Source organism: Mucilaginibacter sp. P4_A11 (assembly GCF_056402535.1).
In genome coordinates, this window is sequence record NZ_JBFUHE010000004.1 from 80,787 (window position 1) to 104,959 (window position 24,173).

The 24,173-nt window shown below is 43.8% G+C and carries 18 protein-coding genes and 1 tRNA gene; 9 read left to right on the forward strand and 10 right to left on the reverse strand.

From position 1 onward, the window contains the following. Positions 1-431: 431 nt before the first annotated feature. Entirely contained in the window at positions 432-587 is a 156-nt protein-coding gene (locus AC1DUD_RS09555) for a hypothetical protein (RefSeq protein ID WP_477373983.1), read from the reverse strand. 647 nt (positions 588-1,234) lie between these two features. Here AC1DUD_RS09555 and AC1DUD_RS09560 point away from each other — a divergent pair. Beyond that, positions 1,235-5,386 carry a hybrid sensor histidine kinase/response regulator transcription factor gene (locus AC1DUD_RS09560; RefSeq protein WP_477373985.1) on the forward strand — a complete coding sequence of 1,384 codons (4,152 nt, stop codon included), beginning with the start codon at positions 1,235-1,237 and terminating at the stop codon, positions 5,384-5,386. Between the two features lie 190 nt (positions 5,387-5,576). On the opposite strand, the gene AC1DUD_RS09565 is transcribed toward AC1DUD_RS09560, so the two are convergent. The 4 genes from AC1DUD_RS09565 to AC1DUD_RS09580 all read right to left on the reverse strand — a co-directional run bounded on the left by AC1DUD_RS09565 (position 5,577) and on the right by AC1DUD_RS09580 (position 8,988). Beyond that, a tRNA-Arg gene (locus AC1DUD_RS09565) sits at positions 5,577-5,650 on the reverse strand. Positions 5,651-5,793: 143 nt separating this feature from the next. Further along, the gene (locus tag AC1DUD_RS09570; protein ID WP_477373988.1) at positions 5,794-6,597 is read right to left on the reverse strand and encodes a polysaccharide deacetylase family protein; all 804 of its coding nucleotides are present in this window, start codon (positions 6,595-6,597) and stop codon (positions 5,794-5,796) included. Further along, positions 6,578-7,546, reverse strand: a complete 969-nt coding sequence (locus AC1DUD_RS09575; protein WP_477373990.1) for a glycosyltransferase family 2 protein — start codon at positions 7,544-7,546, stop codon at positions 6,578-6,580. Before AC1DUD_RS09575 ends, AC1DUD_RS09570 begins: the two co-directional genes overlap by 20 nt. A 260-nt stretch (positions 7,547-7,806) precedes the next feature. Next, on the reverse strand, positions 7,807-8,988 hold the full coding sequence (locus tag AC1DUD_RS09580) for a glycosyltransferase family 87 protein (protein ID WP_477373992.1): 1,182 nt from the start codon (positions 8,986-8,988) through the stop codon (positions 7,807-7,809). Positions 8,989-9,097: 109 nt separating this feature from the next. Between AC1DUD_RS09580 and AC1DUD_RS09585 the strand changes: the two genes are divergently transcribed. Then, a complete protein-coding gene (locus AC1DUD_RS09585; RefSeq protein WP_477373994.1) occupies positions 9,098-10,027 on the forward strand; it encodes a Nif3-like dinuclear metal center hexameric protein in 930 nt (309 codons plus the stop codon). Between the two features lie 316 nt (positions 10,028-10,343). Continuing rightward, on the forward strand, positions 10,344-11,204 hold the full coding sequence (locus AC1DUD_RS09590) for an N-acetylglucosamine kinase (protein ID WP_112652617.1): 861 nt from the start codon (positions 10,344-10,346) through the stop codon (positions 11,202-11,204). 667 nt (positions 11,205-11,871) lie between these two features. Here the strand turns inward: AC1DUD_RS09590 and AC1DUD_RS09595 are convergent. Next, entirely contained in the window at positions 11,872-12,564 is a 693-nt protein-coding gene (locus AC1DUD_RS09595; protein WP_477373997.1) for an NUDIX hydrolase, read from the reverse strand. Between the two features lie 129 nt (positions 12,565-12,693). Between AC1DUD_RS09595 and pfkA the strand changes: the two genes are divergently transcribed. The 4 genes from pfkA to AC1DUD_RS09615 all read left to right on the forward strand — a co-directional run bounded on the left by pfkA (position 12,694) and on the right by AC1DUD_RS09615 (position 16,361). Beyond that, the gene (gene pfkA / locus AC1DUD_RS09600; protein ID WP_477373999.1) at positions 12,694-13,680 is read left to right on the forward strand and encodes a 6-phosphofructokinase; all 987 of its coding nucleotides are present in this window, start codon (positions 12,694-12,696) and stop codon (positions 13,678-13,680) included. Positions 13,681-13,687: 7 nt separating this feature from the next. Then, positions 13,688-14,536, forward strand: a complete 849-nt coding sequence (locus AC1DUD_RS09605; protein ID WP_477374001.1) for a hypothetical protein — start codon at positions 13,688-13,690, stop codon at positions 14,534-14,536. Positions 14,537-14,542: 6 nt separating this feature from the next. After that, the gene (gene gap / locus AC1DUD_RS09610; RefSeq protein WP_477374003.1) at positions 14,543-15,538 is read left to right on the forward strand and encodes a type I glyceraldehyde-3-phosphate dehydrogenase; all 996 of its coding nucleotides are present in this window, start codon (positions 14,543-14,545) and stop codon (positions 15,536-15,538) included. 517 nt (positions 15,539-16,055) lie between these two features. Then, a complete protein-coding gene (locus AC1DUD_RS09615; RefSeq protein WP_477374006.1) occupies positions 16,056-16,361 on the forward strand; it encodes a GIY-YIG nuclease family protein in 306 nt (101 codons plus the stop codon). Positions 16,362-16,867: 506 nt separating this feature from the next. Here the strand turns inward: AC1DUD_RS09615 and AC1DUD_RS09620 are convergent. Together AC1DUD_RS09620 and AC1DUD_RS09625 are read right to left on the reverse strand one after the other, a co-directional pair. Continuing rightward, positions 16,868-17,854, reverse strand: a complete 987-nt coding sequence (locus AC1DUD_RS09620; RefSeq protein ID WP_477374008.1) for a DUF6371 domain-containing protein — start codon at positions 17,852-17,854, stop codon at positions 16,868-16,870. 355 nt (positions 17,855-18,209) lie between these two features. Then, on the reverse strand, positions 18,210-19,286 hold the full coding sequence (locus AC1DUD_RS09625; RefSeq protein ID WP_477374010.1) for an AAA family ATPase: 1,077 nt from the start codon (positions 19,284-19,286) through the stop codon (positions 18,210-18,212). A 1,140-nt stretch (positions 19,287-20,426) separates the two neighbouring features. Between AC1DUD_RS09625 and AC1DUD_RS09630 the strand changes: the two genes are divergently transcribed. Further along, positions 20,427-21,464: a hypothetical protein gene (locus tag AC1DUD_RS09630; RefSeq protein ID WP_477374012.1), complete on the forward strand. Its 1,038-nt coding sequence runs from the start codon at positions 20,427-20,429 to the stop codon at positions 21,462-21,464. Positions 21,465-21,503: 39 nt separating this feature from the next. Continuing rightward, positions 21,504-22,037 carry a hypothetical protein gene (locus AC1DUD_RS09635; protein ID WP_477374014.1) on the forward strand — a complete coding sequence of 178 codons (534 nt, stop codon included), beginning with the start codon at positions 21,504-21,506 and terminating at the stop codon, positions 22,035-22,037. Between the two features lie 316 nt (positions 22,038-22,353). Here AC1DUD_RS09635 and AC1DUD_RS09640 read toward each other — a convergent pair whose 3' ends face one another. Both AC1DUD_RS09640 and AC1DUD_RS09645 read right to left on the reverse strand, forming a co-directional pair. Continuing rightward, positions 22,354-23,079, reverse strand: a complete 726-nt coding sequence (locus AC1DUD_RS09640) for an SDR family oxidoreductase (protein ID WP_477374016.1) — start codon at positions 23,077-23,079, stop codon at positions 22,354-22,356. 51 nt (positions 23,080-23,130) lie between these two features. Continuing rightward, positions 23,131-24,036, reverse strand: coding sequence for a helix-turn-helix domain-containing protein (locus tag AC1DUD_RS09645; protein WP_477374018.1), 906 nt, complete (start codon positions 24,034-24,036; stop codon positions 23,131-23,133). Positions 24,037-24,173 lie beyond the last annotated feature (137 nt).

The following is a 24,173-nucleotide window of genomic DNA, read 5'->3' on the forward strand; positions in this document are numbered from 1 at the left end:
AATTCCTGATTTAACTCATTGAGTGTTGATGATAATGGTTTAGTTTAAAATCACAGAAGGGTGCAATGCAGACAACATCTGCCTGTCAAAACGAGTGGCCCACTCATGTTCAATGCGCGGCACAAACTATTGATCCACACCGCGGCATGGCTACCCTCTGGTTATTTATTCCTAAATGTTTATGTATTGGTTTATAATTGGCGGCAGTCGCCGACTACCTCTATGTGCCTTTCAAAGGACTACCTTTCCCGGCTGTAATGGTTGGTTTAAATAAAACTCTGATCCATAGTTTGTTAATTTGGTTAGTGATTCGGTTTATTCGATGGTTCTTCCACTGCTCAGCCTGCGGGAAACATTGGTTAGGTTCATCCGCTGCGCGGTCTGCCGGAACATTGGTTGGGAAAATCAGAACCTAAGGCTTACCTGCTTCATCAAAAAAGCAGACGGTACTTATTCTCTCCATGACGTTCAAACATCAATTGTTGAGAAGGCTGTTCTTTCATTTCCTCGATGTCAAAACTACTTTCCTGCAAAATCCCGGTAATGCTGAAATGTTTAAAAAGCGGGTAAAAATGTTTAAAGGGCATATTTTAAACGGTAATCGTTGCTGATCAAGATGATTTATAACCGGTAGTTAAATAAAATACGATCTTGAGTATTGCTTTTTTACTCGGATGGGGCTTCGTTAAAGTGCCGGGCAGGGTAAATTTCACGGGAAAAAAGCCATTAAACAGGCTTTTCCGAATACAAACTTTCACCAAAATACTACAACAAATAACCATTTCATTCCCCGCGATCAAGGGTTACCAGCCGCACAAATTTCTAACTCGACCTTACCGTATGGTATGTAAATAAAATGCATAACCATAACAATCAACCATTTAACAAATACTTAAATCACACATTGCCATTTTACCAGAAGATGACAGCATACAATTGTTGTATTTTAACCAGGGCATGGTGTAATGGAAGCACATAGGGGCGGTTAGGCATAACGAGGATACTTTCGTAACTTCAATGGAACTTTTTTTATCACGACCAATTGTAATTCCGGGCAGACGTCGGTTCCACAGCCCCGTCATTAGCCAGGGTCCTTTTACTGATGTAAGGGATTCTTAATTTTAGTAACGACCATACTTCTGCGCAGAAGGATCACAGGCCCGTTTAAGAAAAGATCATGGCATTAAAATCGATTATGCTATTATCAATTTACCGTAGAGCCAATTTTATCAGAATGACCTGTAACCTGAAATATTTTAGCCCGCATATTCAAATTTATCTTAGCACATGCGCGCTTATAGTGATGATGCTTTTTTCTACGATAGGCGCTTGCCAACAGATCAAAGTTCATTTTAATAACCACACGGTCAGCGATGGACTTTCATCAAACACAATTTTCGACATCGCTAAGGACAAATATGGTTTCATTTGGATAGCTACTGAAGATGGGCTTGACCGGTTTGATGGCACCAATTTTAATGTTTACAGAAATAAGAATGATGATTCAACAAGCTTGCGTGCAAATCACATTACCGCAGTTTATGAGGATCGGCTGGGCCAGCTATGGATAGGTACCAGCGGTGGGGCACTGAGCCTCTATAACAGAAGGACTGACGCTTTCCAGAACTTTGAATTTACAGCGGAGAATCAGCGGATCAGCGAGGCCATCACCGGCATGACTGAAGACACCCGTGGGAACTTATGGGTTGCGTCATACAATGGTCTGTATAAAGTCCAGGTCAAAAACAGAAATATCCGGCAGGTACAGATCAAGGGACAGCGACAATCAGAGGTTATGCTATCTATCTATCGCGACCGCCGCGATTGGATCTGGATCGGAACCTCGGATGGGCTTTTACTATTCGATCCGCGAACGAATAAAACAACACGGTTTGAGCATCATGAAAACAACCCCGCTTCGCTTGTTAACAATAATGTTTTGAGTATTGCCGAAGACAGGAACGGGAACATCTGGGCTGGTACACAGGATGGTCTGAGTATGCTTTTACCAAACTTGAAGGACTTCCGCAATTACCGAAAGACTACCAATAATAATAACGGACTAAGTAACAACTATATCCATGCAATAAAAGCCGACGAGAATAATCAATTGTGGATCGGTACGGACGGCGGGTTAAATATACTGGACATAAAACGTGATCAGTTTTCCACGTATCACCCCGACGAACGTACAAACGGCGGATTAAGCAGTGAGTCCATCAGGGCGGTTTATTTTGACAATCACGGCATCTGCTGGCTGGGAACCTACCAGGGCGGGTTAAATAAATTCGACCGCAACTTTACGCATTTTAATCATAAACAGCGCAATACTTTTGACCATCAAGGACTTAGCGCCGCAGTGGTTACATCATTTGCAGAAAGCGACATTGATAATCTTTATGTAGGAACAGATGGCGGGGGATTAGATTTATTCCATCCGCGGTCGGGCCGGTTCGATCATATCCAGATCACACCATCTAAAACAAATGAACGGCCCAGGCTCTCCATTATGGGTCTTGAAATGACAAGCGAGGGCATTTTGTGGATATCTACCTATTTTGACGGCCTTTTTGCCTATGACCGAAAAACGGGTAGTTATCGTCAATATGTCAAGGAAAAAGGGCCGTTGGGGCTGAACTCCAATAATATATTTTGTACAAAGGTTGACCGTGCGGGGAACGTTTGGATTGGGACAGATGGCGGGGGTATTAATATGCTTGACAGAAGTTCGCACAAGATGCGGCTTTTTGTCAATTCTTTCAGTAAAACTGAAGATCCATTGTATCCTTCCAATAATGTCATCCGTGCCATTGAGGAAGATAAATCCGGCTGCATATGGATTGGTACATTTGGCGCAGGTATTTCAGTATTTGATCCGGTTAAACAGCGCTTCCGATTTTACAATAAAGGAAACAGCTATCTTCCCAACAATTATGTTCTCACAATTTTTAGTGATACCAATGGGCAGCTATGGGTAGGCACCAATGGGGGCGGCATCAGCCTTTTTGACGCCAGGAATGGTAAATTCCGTACATTTTCAGAAAAAGATGGCCTTGCTAACGACGTGATACACAAAATACTGGAGGATAAACAGGGCAAAATCTGGGCAAGTACGAACAGAGGATTGAGTAGCCTGGACAAACGAACCTTTGGGATCACAAACTATAATGCGCAAAACGGCTTGCAAAGCAGCCCTTTCGTACTTGGTTCCGGCATTTCCCTGTCAAACGGAGAAATTTATTTTGGCGGACAAAACGGTATAAATTACTTTTCCCCTTCGGAAATTAAAAAAAATATGCGTAAACCCGAGATCGCATTGATCGACTTAGTGGTTGACAATAAAAAGATCACACCTGCTGAAGATGGTGTGATTACGGAACCGATTTTGCACGCGAGCAAGATCCATCTCAATTACCGGCAGAATTTCGCCATCGGATTTGTCGCTTTAAATTATACGAATCCTTCGCAAAATCAATACGAATACAAGCTGGAGGGGTTTGACAAAGAATGGATCAGGGCTGGTAAAGATCACCAGGCCTCCTATACAAACCTTAGCCCGGGTGAATATATTTTCCATGTTAGGGCAAGCAATAATGATGGTATATGGAACGAAAAAGCGAAAACTATAACAATAACAGTTATGCCCCCTTTTTGGCTTACACCATTTGCTTTTCTTCTTTATACCGCTATAGTTGCCGGCGTCATCATGTATGCCAGATACAAAGGCATACGTAAACTTAAGGCCCAATTTCTCATCGAGCAGGAACGGCAACAGGCACGTCAGCTAATCGAACAGGAACGCTCAAATGCAGAAAACGAACGCAAGCTTGACCAGATGAAAATAAAATTCCTCACTAACCTCAGTCACGAGTTCCGAACGCCGATTTCGTTGATCACGGGGCCGGTCGAGAAGCTGCTATCAGGAGATTTCTCCCACGAAATTAAATTGCAGCTCGAGCTCGTTAAAAGAAATGGCCAACGCCTTCTGAATCTTGTCAATCATCTGCTTGACTTCAGGAAACTTGAAAAGGAGGAGCTGACATTAACACTCGGCCCGGGTGATATCAATGCGTTTATTGCCGACATTGCCGGATCATTTATTCAATTGGCTGAACAGAAAAACATTAATTACATCATATGCAAATCCAAAACCTCCCCTAATGTTCTTTTCGATGCTAACAAGTTGGAACGAGTTCTTTTTAATCTTTTGTCGAATGCATTCAAATTCACACAGACAGGCGGCCGCATTGAATTACAATTTAACTTTAAACAGCTTTCAGATGACAAAGTACTTCTCAATTGCCAGGTGGAAGACACCGGGATTGGCATAAACACCAATGAATTGCCCCTTATTTTCAATAGGTTTTACCAAACAGACGGCAACCCGGCAATCCTTAACCAGGGTTCAGGCATTGGACTTTCTATTGCGAAGGAGTTTGTACGGATGCACGGTGGCACACTCGGGGTCGACAGTATCACCGGCCTTGGGAGTACATTTAGTTTCGATATTCCTCTAAGTGTGGTAACAAACATGGTCCAGGCCGAAAAAGCGGAGGTGAATTCATTCAATCCTGGTGAAAATACAGTAACGCCGGTTTCAGAACAATCATTGCTACTTATCGTCGAGGATGATCCGGATTTTCGTTTTTTCCTGAAAGACAATCTCAAATCAGAATACCGAATTGCCGAAGCTGCCAATGGAAGAGAGGGCTGGCAACAAGCACTTTCCCTGCATCCGGACATGATCATTTCCGATGTTAACATGCCGGTGATGGACGGGGTGGCGTTGAGTAAAAAATTGAAAAGCGATACGAGGACCTTGCATATCCCGTTAATACTGCTGACCGCTTCCAATGCCGAAGTTGACGAACTCAGGGGGCTCGAGTCGGAAGCCAATGACTTTATTACCAAGCCTTTTAATTTTGCAGTACTACTGGTAAAAATAAGGAACCTTCTTTCATTGAATGAAAAACTTAAAACTACCTACTCGCGGTTATTGAAAATTACGTTGGATGAAATAGAAATAGAGTCGGAGGACGAAAGATTTTTGAAATCTGTTGTTTTATACATCGAAAAAAATCTTACAGACCCGCAGCTTTCAGTAGATGCCCTTAGCCGGGAACTATGCATCAGCAGGGTTTCGCTCTATAAAAAAATATTGGAAATTACAGGCTTAGCTCCCGTTGAGTTTATTCGCTCTGTAAAACTCGAAAAAGCAGTGCAACTTATGGAGAAAAGCGACATGAAGGTTGCTCAGATCGCTTACCACGTTGGTTTTTCAACGCCTAATTACTTTTCCAAATCGTTCAAGGACCAATACCACATGTCTCCGTCAGAATATATCAATAACAAACGGCACACACAAGAAAAGCATGTGCCGGCATAATGAAATATCGGGATAGCCGACCGATCATCGGGAGCAACGCATTTTCAAATATAATTATCAGATTTCCTTACGTTATAGTTTCGAACTGCTAAACGCAGTGATACTTTTAAGTCTACATAGCTGATTAGCCGTGAGTTAAATAGAAACAAAAACGGGACAAACGAGAATTTCTCTTGTTTGCCCCGAAAGGTGATCCCATTTGGATTCGAACCAAAGACCTACAGATTAGAAATCTGTTGCTCTATCCAGCTGAGCTATAGGACCATCGCATCCTATTACAAATATACACATGGTTTCGAACCCATGACATATTGTATAATTTTTTGCGGTGCAAATATGCAAAATTATGCTGAAAATAACAATCAATTTGGTAATTGATTTACTACAAGCTGTTTAACAGCCTGTTACTATAAAACCAGGGTAAGCTTGCTTTTATTTTTAATCTTGCTACAAAAGGCGTCCGTCCGTTCAAAGGTGTAACAGTTGTCCGTTGCCCAATCAATGAAATCAGCTATTCGCGCGGCAAAAGCTTCGCCGGAGTTTTTTGAAACATAGCCGGGGAAACCGAACTTATCTTTATCATGCAGATCGGTAAATTCCCAGGGATGAAAATACAAATTCAGGTAGCCATCTTTTTTGTGTGCTGCCGAAGCCATTCTTTTTAACAGGGATAGCGGCAGATTATGAAAACTCAGCCAAAACAACGGAAAACGGATCAGTGGCGAAACCGAGGCAGGGATCTGCAGCACATCATGGTCATAAAACCAACTGCGTGGTTTATTAAAATTATTGTACCTCCCAGGCAGCCATGTTGGGTTTATAGACGAGTTGTACTCATAACCAGCTTTCGCTATCTCAGCCTCATCAACGGGCATCATACGGGCCATCCGGAAACCTGTTACTTCAGTCCCCGAAATCTCTTCCAGTGCAAGCTTTGACTGTCTTAAATGCTCAACTTTAAAGTCGGAATGGTAATACCCGTGCGATGCTACTTCATGCCCTTCGGCTACCATCTGTTTGATGATATCAGGCTTATTGATGGCATAATTAGCCGTACAAAAAAAAGTAACTTTTATATTTTTCTGCTTCAGTAAGCCAAGTATAGTATTGGTACCCCTTGTTGAAATTTCAAGCTGCTCATCAAAAGCTATTGATTTGCCATATTCAAACGGCATATCAAACTCCTCAACATCAAACCCTAATAAAATCATTATCTACAATAACAACGTTTGATGAGCGAATGATATAATGCGGGCGATGTTTTGACTGCATAAATATTTTGCCTACGTACACACCTATAACACTCATTACAAGTAACTGTAAACCGCCAAAAAAAGCTATGGTAGCAATAATGGAAGCCCAGCCCGACACCGCATACCCTAAAAAGTAACTAACCAGCACGTAAGGAATATACAGAATAGCCAGCGTTGAAAAGAACAAGCCTATCAACGAAACAATATATAATGGCCTGGCGCTGAACGCCACAATACTGCCTACAGCAAGTTTAACCAATTTTGGAAAGGAATAGCTTGCCTCGCCGGTATGCCGCTTTGATGGCACATAAGGGATACCAACCTGCTTATAGCCGGCCCATTTAATTATCCCTCTGAAAAAGATCTCGTATTCGTCAATAAGCTTAAGCTGTTTCACTACCTTCTCATCAATCAGCCTGAAATCGGCAGTACCGTTTTCCATCTTGATATCTGATAACATGTTAAGGCCCTTATAAAACAGCTTTGAAGTAACTTTTTGATAGCCTTTACCATGCGGGTTTTCACCTTCCCGATAGGTGTAAACAATATCATAGCCATTTTCCCAAAGCTTTAACATCTTCAGGATCAGTTGGGGCGGGTGCTGCAAATCTGCATCCATGGTTATAACTGCATTGCCATGGGCCATAGCAATACCGGCTTTAAGGGCATAGTCTTTACCAAAGTTGCGCGAAAGCTCTACATAAAAAACATTAGGATGCAGCTCGGCATTGATCTTTAATTCGTTCAGGGTATTATCACGGCTCCCATCGTCAACAAAAATCAGCTCATAGGCATAGCCCGTGGGCGAAAGTGTTTCACGAAGTTGCTCAATTAAATAACCAATGTTTTTTTCCTCATTATGAGAGGGTATAACAATAGAAATTTTTTTATCGACAGGGTATGTCATAGTTATACTATGGAAATTTTAATTGTAACAGGCGGTATTAATATTAAAAGTTTATATTTGAATGAACTTTTAGGTACTCTAAAATGACTTTACGATAAATTGCTACAAAACGTAACTACCCTGGTCAGTTTTAACAAAAAAATCCAAAACGTAACTTTCCTGTTACAAAAATAAATAATAATTATTTATTAACCTGCAAACTTTTCGGGTTTTACAGTAAAAAATCAATCATTCAAGGTTTATTTTATATCCTGATCCGTTTAAACTGTTGCCGGGTTCAGCGTGCTTTCATTTTCCTTTACAAAATCCCTGGTGAGTGTTTCGTAAATTATTTTAAGCCAGATCAAAAAGCAGGGTATCGATTTTAGCTTGTAGGGAACAATATACTGTGTGCGGATGTAAGATGGAAAAAGGTCTGAAGGTGAAAGACTGGTTATTAACAGCGCCAAAACCAACAGAAAAATTTCGAAACCGGTTACCGGTCGGTTCAAATTCATAAACCAAACGGCTACCCCAACAAAAGCGATAATATAGGTTGATGACTCGGCCGAGCTACTGAAGATCACGGCGAAGATCAATACCGATGAAAGGATCAACCGTTGATATTGTACAATTTTATAAGCTCCTATACGCAGGTATGATAGGGCAAACAGCACCAATGCCGGCCCTATTACATACATATTTTTGAGGTCATCATAATGGGAAATTCTCCGGATAAAACCTGTAACGCAAATTTCCTGCATTACTGAATGTTGATTGCCCGAATTTTTCATCACCAGGTCAGCATACCAATCATGATAAGTTTGTATGATGAACGAAGGGGATGAAATAGCCATCGGCAAAACAAACAACACTGCCGACCAAAATATAAAGCTCAAAACAAATTTGGGTTTGTTTGCCGAAAAGAAAAAGAAGGCCAGCCCAACAATACCATACAGCTTTATAAATGCACCAAGGGCTATCATGAGTGCGGCCCAGAAATCCTGTTCTCGTTTTATAAAATTAAAGCCTAATATGATCAGCGCAGCTATCATTGGGTTACTTTGCACATTGGCAGATGCCGTCATCAGCTCATGGGCACACAACAATAATACAATAACATACTGATCCTTTTTCAGCGGTAAAAGCTGGATGGCTTTAAACAGGATAAATGCATTAAACAGCACCCATAAAATAACACCGATGCTATCAGGCAATATGGCAAAGGGCGCCATGATTATCGAAAATATCGGCCCGTAATGGTTCAGATCATAATAATGCTCAGGCTGATAAGCATACAGGTTATGCTGATGAATAGTATTTAAAAAGTTGTACTTAAATATGGTATAGTTGTTAAACCCCTGATGGGCCAATACACCTTTAATTACCAAAAATAAACTTAAACCAAACCATAAAGAATAAACAAAGGGTTTGTTGCTGATAAGCTTAGCAAGTTTTTGCACGGATTAGGGATTTGAAAATTTATGCGAAGATATAAATACGTCACACAATTATTACAAATCTCTAAATTAACTTGTGCTGTGTTATCTTTGACCAAACCCAATCATTACCATGAATCCAAACCTCTCTCCCACTAACCACAATCCCGATCGTCGTAAATTTATCGGTCAGTTAGGTGCTATGGCAGGTGCTGCCGCATTGTTGTCAACTCCATTTGCTGCCGATGCCCTTACCCTTGCTAAACCCGATGAAAACATCACCGTAGGGCAAATCATCGATTTGTTTATGAAACAGGTGCCGGGTGCTCCGTTCCCAAATACGGTGGATACCTTAAAATCGGGAAACCGCGATATTGTTGTTACCGGGATAGTTACCACGATGTTTGCCACCATTGGCATAATTGAGAAAGCAATAAGCCTGGGCGCAAATTTCATCATAGCACACGAACCCACTTTTTACAACCATGCCGATGAAACAACGTGGTTGGCAAACGACGATGTATATCAGTATAAAAAACAATTGTTGGATAAGCATAACATAGCCGTTTGGCGTAATCATGATACCATACACAGCCTTAAGCCCGATGGCGTTGGCATAGGTTTATTAAAGCAACTCGACTGGGTTAGCTATTATAAGCCCGAAACAGGCAACCTGCTAAGTATTCCTTCTACCTCCTTAAGCTCCCTTATCGAAACGCTGAAAAAGAAACTGAAAATTGAAAAGCTGCGCTACATAGGCAACCCAGCTCAAAGCTGCCAGAAGGTATTATTGCTGCCGGGCGCCGCCGGTGGTAAAAGGCAGATCAGCGAAATGAGCACCAGGAAACCCGACGTATTGATCTGCGGTGAAATATCAGAATGGGAAACTGCCGAATACGTAAGAGATGCCCAGGCCAAGGGCGATAAACTATCGTTAATTGTATTGGGCCACATTGCCAGCGAAGAACCGGGCTCGGAGTTTATGATAGGCTGGCTGAAGCAAAACGTACCCGGCGTTAAAGCTACGCACATCCATCCGGGCAATTCGTTGTCGTTTATGTAGTAAAAGTCACGTTTTAGCATTAAATAAAGCCAATATTTTGCTAAATATGGTAACATTACGTACAATTGTAAATTACTCTGTTTTTAAGTTGTAGGGTGCAGTGCTTATCTGTAAACTTTACATTTAAAAAAAAGTATAGTTGACCTGATTAATTGTTGATAATATCGGCACGAAAGCGCCATTAAAAATTTAATTTATACAAAAAAGTAGCTGTAATTTAAGTAAAAATTGCAATTTTCAATTTTTAAAATACTAAGTGTTTTTTTTACAATAAGTAAATCCTACTTTTAACCGATTTTTAAAAAAACAAAAATTTATGATCATAATTGCTGACGGTGGCTCAACCAAAACAAATTGGTGCCTGGTTACCGAAGAGGGAAAAAAAGTTTACTTTAATACCGAGGGTTATAACCCATACTTTTCAAGTACAGAGTATATTATACAATCACTGAACGAAAGCCTGCCTACCGATCTTGAAAAAAACCTGATCACCGAGGTAAATTATTACGGTGCAGGTTGTTCAACCCCCGAAATGCGCAAGATTGTTGAGGAAGCTATGAAAGTGGTTTTCGTTGGCGCAAAGGTTAACATTGGTCATGACCTGTTGGCTGCTGCCCGTGCTTTGCTTGGCAACACCGAAGGTTTTGCAGCCATATTAGGTACCGGAACCAACACCTGCATTTATGATGGTAAAGAAGTTGTACATAATATCGACTCAGGTGCTTACATCCTTGGTGACGAAGGCAGCGGTTGCTACATCGGCAAAAAACTGTTAACTGATTACCTGCGCGGATACATGCCTGAGCCTGTACGTGCCCTTTTCTGGGAAACTTACAAACTTACTCCTGATGATATCAACGAGCAGGTTTACACTCAGCCACGTGCAAACCGTTTTTGCGCAAGCTTCAGCAAATTTGTTTACGATAACAACGTACACATCGAATACTCACGTAACCTGGTACGTACCTCGTTCGAAGATTTCTTCCGTAACCTGGTAACCCACTACCCTGATTATCAAAAATATACTTTCAACTGTATTGGTTCGGTAGGTTATAACTTCCGTAACGTGCTTGAAGAAGTAGTTACCGAAAATGGTATGGTTGTTGGCAACATCATCCGTTCACCTATAGATAACCTGGTGAAATACCATTTGGAATTAGCACCTTCTTCTTTGTAATTAAAGAGAGAGTCAAGACGTCAAGAATCAAGACCTAAGAAGTTAAGATTTTAAGATAAATAAAGGGCTGGAAGATTTTCCGGCCCTTTTCTTTTTCACAACATCCTCACCACCCCGTCATTGCGAGGCACGAAGCAATCGCGAACTGTACAGGGAGATTTGCATGGACGCTCTCTCCCCCGTCATTGCGAGGCACGAAGCAATCGCGAACTGTACAGGGAGATTTGCATGGACGCTCTCTCCCCCGTCATTGCGAGGCACAAAGCAATCGCGAACTGTACAGGGTCATCAGCATAGCCCCTCTGTAAGTAGGGGATTGCTTCGTACCTCGCAATGACGTGATGATGAATAAGGGTTACTTTGTTCTACACAGCATTGACGTGGATGGTGAATGTTTCCGTCCGTCCGTATACCCGTATCACTACCTCTTCAGACAAATGTGGACATGGATTAAATAGAAGCACGTCCCCTCTCCCCCGTCATTGCGAGGCACGAAGCAATCGCGAACTGTAAAGGGAGATCTGCATAACCCCTCTGTAAGTCGGGGATTGCTTCGTACCTCGCAATGACGTGGTGAAGAAGATGTAAAAAAGAAAAAGGCCGGAAAATCTTCCAGCCCTTTCTTATATCCAAATTCTTGAATCTTGACTTCTTGGCTCTCTAAAAGCTACACCAGGTTCATCTCTCCCTGAAAAATCTTACCGTACTTACGCTTATCAAACTTGTAAAGCTTGGCGGCGCGGTATGATACACCTTTCTGCTTCTCGTCCAGCTCCTTTAAAAAGCCGTAGCTGAGCATCTTTTTGCGGAAGTTGCGCTTATCCAGTTTCTTATCTAAAACAGCCTCGTAAAGCGACTGCAGCTGTGTAAGCGTAAATTTTTCGGGCAATAGTTCAAACGCTATCGGCTGGTAATGCAGTCGGCGTTTTATTTTATTGAATCCTGTTTTGAAAATCTCAGTGTGGTCAAAGGCAAGTTTGGGTAGTTCGCTCACCGGGTGCCAGAACGCTTTTTTAGCGTACTGTGTTATCGGGCGTAACTCCTTTTGCCCGTTTATCCTGATCAGCGCGTAGTAAGCCACCGTAATTACACGGCCCTGCGGGTGACGGTTCACCTCGCCGAAGGTATGGAACTGTTGCATGTGCATATCCCTCAAGCCTGTAAGCTCATATAAGATCCGCTCGGCGGCATCGTCAATACTTTCGTCCTGCTCAACAATATAGCCGGGCAGCGCCAGCCAGTCTTTGTACGGCTCCTCGTTTCGCTCAATAAGCAAAATTTTAAGCTCGCCGGCTTCAAAGCCGAATATCACGCAATCTATTGAGAATACGGAATCAAACTTGGGTAACATTAGTTCCAAACTATTAGTGAGATTTAGTTAATAAGTTTAAAGATATAGCCTTAATTCCTAATCCAAAAAAAAATAAATAAAATTTAATGGTGTAATCTACACACACTATCTTCGTAGCGTAAAATTAAGGAGCGAAAGATGCGTAAAATATCAAAGATCGGGGTTTTAACTTCAGGTGGTGATGCCCCCGGAATGAACCCCTGTATACGTGCAGTTGTTAGGACCGCACTATACAACGGACTGGAAGTTGTAGGTATAAGGCAAGGTTATAAGGGCCTTATCGACAACGACATGTACGAGATGGACCGACGCTCGGTAAGTAATATCCTTAACCTGGGCGGCACCATTTTAAAAACCGCACGCTGCCTTCCGTTTAAAACAGACGAAGGCATGGAGCAAGCTTACCAACACGCTAAAGCCCGTGGCATTGATGCCCTGGTAGTTATTGGCGGCGATGGTACTTTTACAGGCGCCCTCCGCTTTTCGCGCAAATATCCCGACATTGCCGTAATGGGCGTACCGGGTACCATTGATAATGACCTTTGCGGCTCAACCTATACCCTGGGCTTTGATACCGCTACCAATACAGTTATCCAGGCTATTGATAAAATTCGGGATACTGCCGATGCGCACGACCGCCTTTTCTTTATTGAGGTAATGGGCCGCGATTCGGGCGCTATCGCTTTACGTGCCGGTATTTCATGCGGTGCCGAGGCTATTTTACTGCCTGAGCGTGCTACAGCTATTACCGATCTTATTGCCAATTTGAAAGAAGGCCATATGAACAAAAAATCATCGAGCATTGTAATTGTTGCCGAAGGCGATAAAAATGGCGGTGTTTATGACGTGGCAAAGGCTGTACAACAGGAAGTTAAAAATTACGACATAAAAGTTACTATCTTAGGCCACTTGCAACGGGGCGGTGCACCATCAAGCTTTGACCGTATTTTGGGCAGCAGGCTTGGTTTTGCAGCAGTTAACGCTTTAGTTGCCGGCGAGTCGCAAAAAATGGTAGGTTTGCAAGCCAATCATATTTTGTTAACAGACCTTGAAGCAGCACTTAACCATCATGAGTTTAAGCTTGAAGAAGATCTTTTACAAATGATGGATATATTATCGATATAGATTATTAATGATTGCAGTTGTTTATAGCGGATCGTACTTTGCACATTGGAGGCTCACTGATAAGGGAAGAACTGTTGCTTCCTTTAAAACCAATGGCATTAATCCCTATTTTAACGACGAAAAGCATATCACCCAGCTCCTCAATAAAAATATTAACCTCATCCACCACGCCGAAGAAATAAAACGCATTTATTTCTTCGGTGCTGGTGCCTCGTCAGACGAGCGTAGGCAACTTGTGCATAATGCACTTTCATCGTTTTTTAAGTTTGGCAGGGTTACAGTTGAGCATGATATTGCCGGCGCTGCCATAGCCTGCTGCAAAAATGAACCCGGTATAGTAAGCATTTGCGGCAGCGGCACCAATGCTGCCTGGTATGACGGTAAACGTGTTTGGCCCAACAATTACGGTTTAGGTTACATCCTGGCCGATGAAGGCTCGGGCAACTGGCTGGGCAGGCAGCTCATTAAAGGTTTCATGAACGATACCCTGCCCCCTACTATCCGTAAAAAGTTTATTCATAAATATGATGCCGACCGTAAAAACCTGCTCGAAAAGGTTTACAGGCAAAAACAACCGGCTCTATTTTTAAGCTCTTTTACCGATTTTTACCTCGATAACAAGAACGATCATCATCTGCAAAACGTCATAAAAAAAGGATTTAGCAAGCTAATTTCCACATATTTGTTACCTTTATATCAGCAACACCCGGGTACGTCTGTGCACTTTGCAGGCTCTGTTGCTTTTAATTTTCAGGAACACTTGTATGAAGCTGCCGCCGAAGCTGATCTGCAAATCACTAACATAATTAAAGAACCCATAAATAATTTATTAACCTACTATTCAAGTAAAAATTAAAAAATCATGAAAATAGGAATTAACGGTTTCGGCCGTATTGGCCGCCTGGCATTCAGGGCTGCAATTGAAAGACCAGACATTGAAGTTGTTGGTATTAATGACCTTGTTGAGCCAGATTACATGGCTTACATGTTAAAATACGATTCAACCCATGGTCAGTTCAAAGGTACTATTGCTGTTGAAGGCGGTCATTTGGTTGTTAACGGTAAAACCATCCGCGTTACTGCCGAAAAAGACCCTGCTAACCTTAAATGGAACGAAGTAGGTGCTGAGGTTGTAATTGAATCAACCGGTTTGTTCTTAACTCAGGAAACTGCTCAAAAACACATCGACGCCGGTGCTAAAAAAGTAGTAATGAGCGCCCCTGCAAAAGATGATACCCCTACATTTGTAATGGGTGTTAACCACAAAGAATTGAAAGCCGATCAAAACATCGTTTCAAACGCTTCATGCACCACCAACTGTTTAGCTCCTATCGCTAAAGTATTGGATGATAACTTTGGTATCGAAGAAGGTTTGATGACTACTGTTCACGCTGTTACTGCAACTCAAAAAACAGTTGACGGCCCATCTGCAAAAGATTGGAGAGGTGGTCGTGGTGCTTACCAAAACATCATCCCTTCATCAACAGGTGCTGCTAAAGCGGTTGGTTTAGTTTTACCTCAGTTAAAAGGTAAATTAACAGGCATGTCATTACGTGTACCAGTTGCCGACGTATCTGTAGTTGACTTAACTGTACGTTTGAAAAAAGGTGCATCATACGAAGCCATCAAAGCAGCTATGAAAGCAGCATCAGAAGGCGAATTAAAAGGTATCCTTGGTTACACTGAAGACGAAGTTGTATCTGAAGACTTTAAAGGCGATGCACGTACATCAATTTTTGATGCTAAAGCAGGTATCGGCCTGAATGAAAACTTTGTTAAAGTTGTATCTTGGTACGATAACGAGTGGGGTTACTCAAACAAACTGATCGACCTTGTTCAGGAACTTGGCAAATTATAATTGCTGATTTTATCAGATCATATAAAAACGCCCTTCGGTTAGCCGGAGGGCGTTTTTTTTGTTCTCCACCCCGTCATTGCTGTAACCACCCCGTCATTGCGAGGCACGAAGCAATCGCGAACTGTACAGGGCGAAGCCGAAAAGCCGCCCTATCCCACCCGTCATTGCGAGGCACGAAGCAATCGCGAACTATACAGGGCGAACCTGCAAAGCCGCCTCCCCACCACGTCATTGCGAGGCACGAAGCAATCGCGAACTGTACAGGGCGAACCTGCAAAGCCGCCCAACCCACCCCGTCATTGCGAGGCACGAAGCAATCGCGAACTCTGCAGGGTGGATTTGCATAGCCGACATCGCCTCACCACCCGTCATTATAAGGCACGAAGCAATCGCGAACTCTGCAGGGTGGATTTGCATAGCCCCTCAGCTTCCGTGCGATTGCTTCGTACCTCGCAATGACGTCTTTTTTTTTAAAACCAACTTCTTAAACACGCAAATCTTCCTTAATATTACGCTCATGGTTATGCAACGCGGCGGATGTGTTTACATCATTACCAATAAAAATAACTCCGTACTATACACCGGTGTAACATCCGATATCATAAATAGAATATCCGACCACAAAAACAAAACCTATCCCCAAAGCTTTACGGCTAAATACAATTGTAATAAGTTAGTTTACTATCTATTTTATCCTCACATAGAGGAAGCGATTGCTGCCGAAAAAGCCATGAAAGGCGGGAATAGGCAAATGAAGGTTAGGCTTGTCGAAGAGCTAAATCCTGAATGGAAGGATTTGTATGATGATTTAATAAAGGATTAATCATTAAAATTCCTCACCACCCCCCCAACTGGCGCGAGTATGCAGCGTAGGGAAAAGCGTGGCGTACTCGTGACTTTTAAGCAAGTTCGCTCTGTACAGTTCGCGATTGCTTCGTGCCTCGCAATGACGTGGTGGGGAAGCAAGCAGGATTTGCATAGTCCCTCTGCATATTCGCGATTGCTTCGTACCTCGCAATGACATGGTGGTGAAGCGGGCAGGATTTGCACAGTCCCCCTGTACAGTTCGCGATTGCTTCGTACCTCCCCAACTGGCGCGAGTATGCAGCGTAGGGAAAAGCGTGGCGTACTCGTGACTTTTAAGCAAGTTCGCTCTGTACAGTTCGCGATTGCTTCGTACCTCGCAATGACGTGGTGGAGGGGCAAGGTGAACTTTTATGGCCCCCCCTGTACAGTTCGCGATTGCTTCGTACCTCGCAATGACGTGATGGTGAGTGTCCGTCCGTAACCCTGTGCCACTGTACTTACAGACACCAAGCGGACAATCCCCTACCACCCCACCACATCCCCAATATCAATCCCATTCAGCCTGTCCTCTTCGGTAGCTATAGTTTCAAGCACCGTCGAGACGGTGAAGACTGTATCGGGCATGGCCTCGTGCAGCTCACGGGCTTTCAGCTTCCATTTATCGTAACCATTGGCATCGGGGAACAACATAACCTTCCGGCCTTTTAACACGGCGCATTTGGCGGGGTTTAGCCCTTGCAGGCTACCGCTGGCCAGCCACACAAAATCAGGAATAAGGGCGCTGGCTATGATGGCCGTTTTTTCGCTTTCAACAATGGCTACGGGCATTGCGGGATTGGCGGGTAGCAAATGCTCGCCAAACAGGCATTGTTGCAGGGTAAAAACGGGAGGCTTGTTATCAGCCGGCAGCTCCTTTATCAGCAGGGTATGTACCCAGGTAATGTGGTTAAAAGGTTGTTTTACCCGCTTGCCGGTTTCCTTGTTATACAGCATTATTTTGCCTGTACGTACATCGCCTTCGGTATCGTATTGCCAAAAAACACAGGCACCGGACCAATGCTTATGCGTGCCTATGTGGTAGCGTTTTATAGCCGCCTGCGTTATATCCCTGCCGAAACGATTGATCAGGTACTGCACAAAATTGTTATTCCGGTAGTCGGTTAATGTGGAGGATACCGTATCGGTATGGATAATGTATTTGGCTTCAACTTCGGCGTCAATAACCGGTTTGGGGACTGGCTTGGCAGGGCTTTTACCGGGCATGTAGGGCCTCCGTTTGGGCTGGTAAGGCTTACTTTGGTTGTTCACATGGCCTGGCTGTGTTGCAAAGTAATCGCGGGGTTTTAAGTGGTAGCCGCATTTTTCCTCCCTGCCGCAGCGGCCCACATGCGGGGCAAGGTGCTGCCCGGTTTCGGTATCAATATAGCGTACAAAGCATTTGTGATGATTGCAAACCGGGCAACTATAGCGCGATTGCATACCCTGGTAAGGTTGTAAGTGGTATTTCATGTAATAAGTGGTTTTATAATGCCGTCATTGCGAGGCACTGCCTGTCCCGAATTTGCTTCGGGAAAGCAACCGCGAACTGTACAGGGAGGATCTGCATAGCGGCTCGGCTTCCGTGCGATTGCTTCGTTCCTCGCAATGACGTGGTGGTGAGGTGGTAAGGGGTGATGCGGCCTTGCACAGCCGCTCTGCTTATTCGCGATTGCTTCGTGCCTCGCAATGACGTGGTGGTGAGGAAGATGGATAAAGTCTTGCTTCCTGCCTCTTGATGTCCTGAATCTCCTCCTCCCCTCGTCCATCCCCAAAAAAAGCAGAGTGACACCTGCCGACGGACGGACGACACCGACAGCGCCCGCGTTTATTCTTTTGCGTTTAGTTTGGCGTAAGCTTTGATCAGCCTATCGGCTTTTTGGTGCGATATGCCCATCTTTTGCCCTATCTGCCTTAAGGTTAAACCCTGTTGCTTAAATGCACTGGCATCGGCCATCAGCCGCTCCTGTTCGGGATCGGTTTGGCGGGTTAGCTGCTCCCACTCCTTGCCAAAGCCAATAAACTCGTACTTTAAAAAATTGTAGGGCTTACCTATCTGGCAAAGGCAAACATTCTCTTCGCCGTATAGCTGCTCGGTATTGCGCTGCTTTATTTGTTTAAGGTAACGCATGTTTACATCGGCTTTGCTTTCGCCAATGGCAAAGGCGCTATCGCAAAAGTTCATGAGCATTTTACTGCCCTGCAAATCGTTGCGGGTTATGGGCAGTGTCATATCACGCTTTGGGGTGTGGGCCAATACCAGGATGCTTAGGTTGTACTTGTTTTTAAGCGCCTTAAGCTGTTTCATTAATGGCAGGGCATCTTTGGCACGTTCGGTTTCGTTACGCAGATAGGTTAGGTTATCAATAACCAAAACCTTTGCCCCGGTTTGCAGCACCGAACGCTCGAGCGAGTAGATCAGGTAATCGTCGAAATCGGTAAACTCCTCGCTCAGTTCAATATCGGGGTTCAGCTCGGCACGGTAAAAGTTGTTGCCGAAGCTGTAATGATACTCGTATTCTACCGAATAGCGGGCTTCAAACTGCTTATCGGTAAGCTCAAAATCGCAGTATAAAACAGGTTGTGCAGGTGCTTCAACATCAAAAGGATAAGCACCTGTACCCCTGCTTATACCATCGGCAACCTGTACGGCTACTATGCTTTTGCCCAGGTTACTATCGGCAAACAGGATACATACTTCGCCCTGGTGCCAAAACTTGCCGAAAAGCATTAAAGGCACTGCCCTTTCGTGTGCCTGAGCCATCCAATGATCGGCATGGCGTACCATGAGCACGTCATCGTTATTTTGGGGTAGGTGTTGCTGCTGCATCTGTTGCAGGCTTTGTTGTGCCAGTACGTCGGCATTAATGCGGGTACCGCTGTTGTTTAGTTGTTGATCTATCATTTTTTTTGTTTGGTGAATGGTTGATTGAGTTGATTAAGTGAGTGGTTAATTTTTAGTGAGTGGTTGTGTTTTAGTGAGTGGTTGATTGAGTTGATTAGGTGAGTGGTTAATTTTTAGTGAGTGGTTGATTGAGTTGATTAGGTGAGTGGTTAATTTTTAGTGAGTGGTTGATTGGGTTGATTAGGTGAGTAGTTAGCTATTCGCTAAACAAGCAAAACCATTCACCCAATCAACTACTCACTTAATCAACCTAAAAAGACAACTACTCACCCAATCAACTACTCACTTAATCAACTCAAACAAGCAACCACTCACCCAATCAACTGCTCACTACAAACCAAATCCGCAGGATTTTTAAAAATACCCCTCCAATAGCCTATTTATATAAGGGGCCTTGACCGTTACCTTACCGGTAACTGCCTGTGCAATTGCTATGCTTTGTGTGCGTCCGTCCACAAAGGTGAGTCCAGGTATTTATGGACGAGCTGTGGACGGAGCTAAAAGGGACAAAATCCCCCGAGGTTTATTTTCGATACAATTATACAGAAATTTCTTTATAAATAAAGAAATTATTTGAAAAAAGTTGGAAGGTATGGTGATTGTCCGACCATTTTTGGGGATGGTGGGCACAGGGTGACGGACGGACGGGGGCGGCTTTTACAGATTAAGGAACGCCGGCAAATCAACAGGATGTCTCTCCATCACGTCATTGCGAGGCACGAAGCAATCGCGAACTTACAGGGGTACTTGCATAGCGCCTCTGTAAGTCGGGGATTGCTTCGTGCCTCGCAATGACGGGTGGTGAGGGCTTGCGAACCGGCAAGCAATCGCGAACTTTACAGCGGTACCTGCATAGCGCCTCTGTAAGTCGGGGATTGCTTCGTGCCTCGCAATGACGGGTGGTGAGGGCTTGTGAACCGCGAACTGTACAGGGGTACTTACATAGCAATTACCCGCCACTTCCCCACAATGACGGGCGGCAAAAGCGGGGATCTGATATTTACAGTACGCGCTGCATGTGAACGGATTAACTTAACCAATTAGCGAAAAAAGGGTTGTCACCCGATTAATATTACGATGAATTGTGTATTTTAAAGGCGGCGCATCGGCAATTGAAGCTTGCCATTTAATTTTATTAAAATGAAACCTAATACCTTATTCTTTTTACTGTTAATTTTCATCGTTACATCTTGTAAAAAAGATAGTAAACCCGTAAAACCCAAAGTAACAGATATTTATTTAGCCGGCTCTTTCAACAGCGAAGCCGTGTACTGGAAAAATGGTGAAATGGTGAAGATCGGCACAGCGGGACAGTATTCGGCCCTGGTGGCTATCGCTGTACAGGGTGATGATGTTTACACCTTAGGCAGTATATATCGTCAAAAAGGCCCTGCTTACATGTGTTGGAAAAATGGCATTACCATATACGAAGAAGAGGCCTCAGAAATATCGTACCCAAAGGATTTGGTTGTTAGTGGTAATGACGTATACATACTTGCCGACGTTGCCTTTTTCAACGGTACCAACAGTGTATATAAACCAACTGTTTGGAAAAACGGCGTAAAAAAAGAACTGACCGACGGAAGCCAATATGCAGGTTCAGGTAGTATGGCGCTGCATGGCAATGATGTTTATGTAGCAGGCTATATACAGCGCAATTACGCAATACGTGACGCTATTTTATGGAAAAATGGCAGCCCTATACAGCTATCTAACGGTAAGTATGCTGAAGCAGATGCGATTGCTGTTCAGGGTAACGACATTTACGTGGCCGGGGCCGGTTCAAGTTCCAAATATCGTGTAGGGCTTGTATGGAAAAATCAGGGCGCTGCCGATTCTCTTATTAACCCCAGTGCCCCATATTTTAACACCGCGCATGTTACAGGTATCGCTGTTAACGGTAAAGATGTGTATGTTGCGGCTACTGATGTTAATACCGATCCATACTTTAATAGCAACATGTTTCACTATTTGTACTGGAAAAACGGTGTTACTCCCCTATCAAATTCGGTACACGCCGATTCTTATACAGGCTCGGGTTCCGCATGCTTTTACAATAACAGCCTTTATGTAGCCGGTTCACTTGGAGGAAACGCCGGATATTGGAAAGATTTAGAACCGGTATATGTAGCAGGAGTAACCTCCGGGGCGGCCCGGATACTAATTGTGGAGCATTAGCATATTAAAAAACAATTCGATTAACCCGTTTATATACCCATGAAAATTCCTGCACTTTTCATAATCGTATTGCTTTTATCGGCAAATACGTTGTCAAGATCAGAGTTAAAAAAACTGAGCAGGAGAATTGCTGATTATCAGCAAAGAAATGGCAAAACTCCCGGCGCAATGGCATGGCAAAAATTAAGGGATCATGCCATCAACAGCTCACAGATGGATACAATCATCAGCGAAAAAGCGGATACGGTTTTATTTGTGAACGGTTATCGGTGGGATAGTGCAAACTATTTCGGAGAAATTGTTGTTGGCAAACATCATCTCTCTTATTATTATTCAAAAGTGACAAAGAATTATGATATCTATCCCGACAGGATATTATCAACCACCCAGGTTAATTTACTTACAAAATGGGACACGGTTGAAATCAGACGAAGGGAAACATCCCGTGCTAATTTTGTAATTGGGGATGGTGATATGAATGTTTATTTGTTTACCAGAAGTGGAACCACCTGGGTACAACGTAATATGGCGCTTAAAAACTATTACGATCCTTCGGAGTGGAGGACACAATAGCCAACGCAACGCCCCCATCAATAAGTTAATCTACATCCCGTCATTGCGAGGCAGTGCCTCGCAATGACGGGTGGTTAGGGACGGTGAACCGGCAAGCAATCCCCGATTAGCAGGGCCGACCTGTACAGTTCGCGATTGCTTCGTACCTCGCAATGACGGGTGGTGAGGGACGATGTTTCTCTTCCTAAATCTTGATTCTTACATCTTGACTTCTTGCCTCTTGACTTCTTGACTCTCAAATCTTGACTTCCTGACTCTCAAATCTTGACTTCTTGTCTCTTGATTCTTGACTTCTTGACTTCTTGACTCTATCCCCCTACCACGGGCTTTCGCCGTAATCGCTGAAGTATTTGCCTGTGGGGCCATCGGGGCCTATCATGGCGTATTTAACTATTGGTGCTGCGCCGTCTTCTACCGGTTTGGGGCCGCGGTTGCCGTTAAATTCGGTGTTGGTGTAGCCGGGGTTTACCATGTTTACTTTAACCTGGTCTTTAAGGTCGTAAGCCAGGGCAACGGTGTAAGCGTTCAGCGCTGTTTTCGACGGACCGTAAGCTGCCGACTTCACCTCGTAATGCTCCCAGTTAGGGTTGTTATGGTAGGTTAACGAACCCAGATCGGATGTTACGTTCACAATCCTTGGGTTTGGCGACTTTTTAACCAGATCGATAAAGATGCGCACCGTGCGGATCACGCCGAAAAAGTTCACTTCAAAAACCTCCTTCATGGTATCATCGCTTACGGTATCAGCTTTCTGCGGGAATGCACCGGGGATCCCGGCATTATTGATAAGCACATCCAGATGACTGATTTTGGCTGCGAGTTCATCATGGGCTTTTTGTACCGATGCCTCGTTGGTAACATCTATCAGCAATAGTTCAACATCATTTAAACCTTCGGCTTTAAGCTGTTCAACGGCTTTTTTGCCCCTATCCTGATCACGACTGCCCAGGTAAATGTAGTAACCGGCCTGAGCCAGCTGGCGGGCACTTTCCAAACCGATACCTTTATTGGCGCCGGTTATTAATACTGTTTGTTTTTCCATAACACAAAGCTATGGAGGCCCGGTATTTATCCCGCTGCACATAGCAGGGCATTAACTGTACATTTCCCGGATTTGCATTCTGAAGGCTATAGGCGTAGTATCGGTAAGGCGTTTAAAAAAGCGGTTAAAGTAAGCCGCATCCTCAAACCCAAGTTCATCGGCTATTTGCTTTACCGATAGTTCGGTATGCAGCAGGCGGCGTTTGGCTTCAACAATCAATCGCTCATGAATGTGGGTGATAGCCGTTTTACCACTTTGTTGTTTAATAACATCGGTGAGGTGCCCGGGTGTCAGGTTCAGCTTTTCGGCGTAGGCGGCAACATCATGCTGGGTAGCGTAATGCTCGCCAATAAGCGCCTGAAAACTTTTAAGCAGGCAATAGTTTAGGGTGATGCAGGTTTCATTATACTGCTCGCTATACAGCCTGCTCAGGTATATCACCAGTACCCGCAGCCACGAGGTAAGCATCTGGTTGCGCCAGGTACCATCGGCATTAAACTCAACCAGCATTTTGTGCATGGTATCTTCTATAAAAGTAAGATCGGCAGGGCTAAGCTGTATTTCATGAGCGGCAGCAGGGTTTTGGATAATGGGGAGCTGCTGGAGTATGCGGTTATCTTCCAGCTGCAAAAACTCATCGGTAAAGCAGGCCATAATGCCTTCTGTAGGTTCGGAATGCTCTTTTAAATGAACCTGGTGAGGTACGGTAAAGTAAAAAGTATCGGGCTTTACGGTATAAGGCACAAAATCTATCCAGTGCCGGTTAGCGCCGTGTTTAACCAGCACAAACATATAATAGTCTTTACGGTGAGGCGTCAGAAATGCAGGATCAAGCCTGAATTCGCCGCAGTGCTGTGCTGCTTGGCGCACGTCTATCATGGTATTACCCCGCTCGTTGTTTTGTTGCAGGGTAAAAGTAGGAATAACGGTTTTTTCGGGTGCAGTTAAAACAGACATAAAGCAAAGTACGCAATTTGTTGATATGCTGTAAACAGCCAACCAACAGGAGATTGTAAATGTTTGCCTGAAAAGGGCATATATTAACTTCATGCCGAAGTAACATTGGTACATGGCACAACAACCCTCCGGCTTTT

Excerpts from the sequence above, each read along its gene's own strand:
- AC1DUD_RS09615 (WP_477374006.1), top strand. The coding sequence starts at position 16,056 with ATGGTTATGCAACGCGGCGGATGTGTTTACATCATTACCAATAAAAAT.
- AC1DUD_RS09585 (WP_477373994.1), top strand. The coding sequence starts at position 9,098 with ATGAATCCAAACCTCTCTCCCACTAACCACAATCCCGATCGTCGTAAA.
- AC1DUD_RS09555 (WP_477373983.1), bottom strand. The coding sequence starts at position 587 with ATGCCCTTTAAACATTTTTACCCGCTTTTTAAACATTTCAGCATTACC.
- AC1DUD_RS09630 (WP_477374012.1), top strand. The coding sequence starts at position 20,427 with ATGAAACCTAATACCTTATTCTTTTTACTGTTAATTTTCATCGTTACA.
- AC1DUD_RS09625 (WP_477374010.1), bottom strand. The coding sequence starts at position 19,286 with ATGATAGATCAACAACTAAACAACAGCGGTACCCGCATTAATGCCGAC.
- AC1DUD_RS09645 (WP_477374018.1), bottom strand. The coding sequence starts at position 24,036 with ATGTCTGTTTTAACTGCACCCGAAAAAACCGTTATTCCTACTTTTACC.
- AC1DUD_RS09605 (WP_477374001.1), top strand. The coding sequence starts at position 13,688 with ATGATTGCAGTTGTTTATAGCGGATCGTACTTTGCACATTGGAGGCTC.
- AC1DUD_RS09620 (WP_477374008.1), bottom strand. The coding sequence starts at position 17,854 with ATGAAATACCACTTACAACCTTACCAGGGTATGCAATCGCGCTATAGT.
- AC1DUD_RS09575 (WP_477373990.1), bottom strand. The coding sequence starts at position 7,546 with ATGACATACCCTGTCGATAAAAAAATTTCTATTGTTATACCCTCTCAT.
- AC1DUD_RS09560 (WP_477373985.1), top strand. The coding sequence starts at position 1,235 with ATGACCTGTAACCTGAAATATTTTAGCCCGCATATTCAAATTTATCTT.
- AC1DUD_RS09640 (WP_477374016.1), bottom strand. The coding sequence starts at position 23,079 with ATGGAAAAACAAACAGTATTAATAACCGGCGCCAATAAAGGTATCGGT.
- gap (WP_477374003.1), top strand. The coding sequence starts at position 14,543 with ATGAAAATAGGAATTAACGGTTTCGGCCGTATTGGCCGCCTGGCATTC.
- pfkA (WP_477373999.1), top strand. The coding sequence starts at position 12,694 with ATGCGTAAAATATCAAAGATCGGGGTTTTAACTTCAGGTGGTGATGCC.
- AC1DUD_RS09570 (WP_477373988.1), bottom strand. The coding sequence starts at position 6,597 with ATGATTTTATTAGGGTTTGATGTTGAGGAGTTTGATATGCCGTTTGAA.
- AC1DUD_RS09635 (WP_477374014.1), top strand. The coding sequence starts at position 21,504 with ATGAAAATTCCTGCACTTTTCATAATCGTATTGCTTTTATCGGCAAAT.
- AC1DUD_RS09590 (WP_112652617.1), top strand. The coding sequence starts at position 10,344 with ATGATCATAATTGCTGACGGTGGCTCAACCAAAACAAATTGGTGCCTG.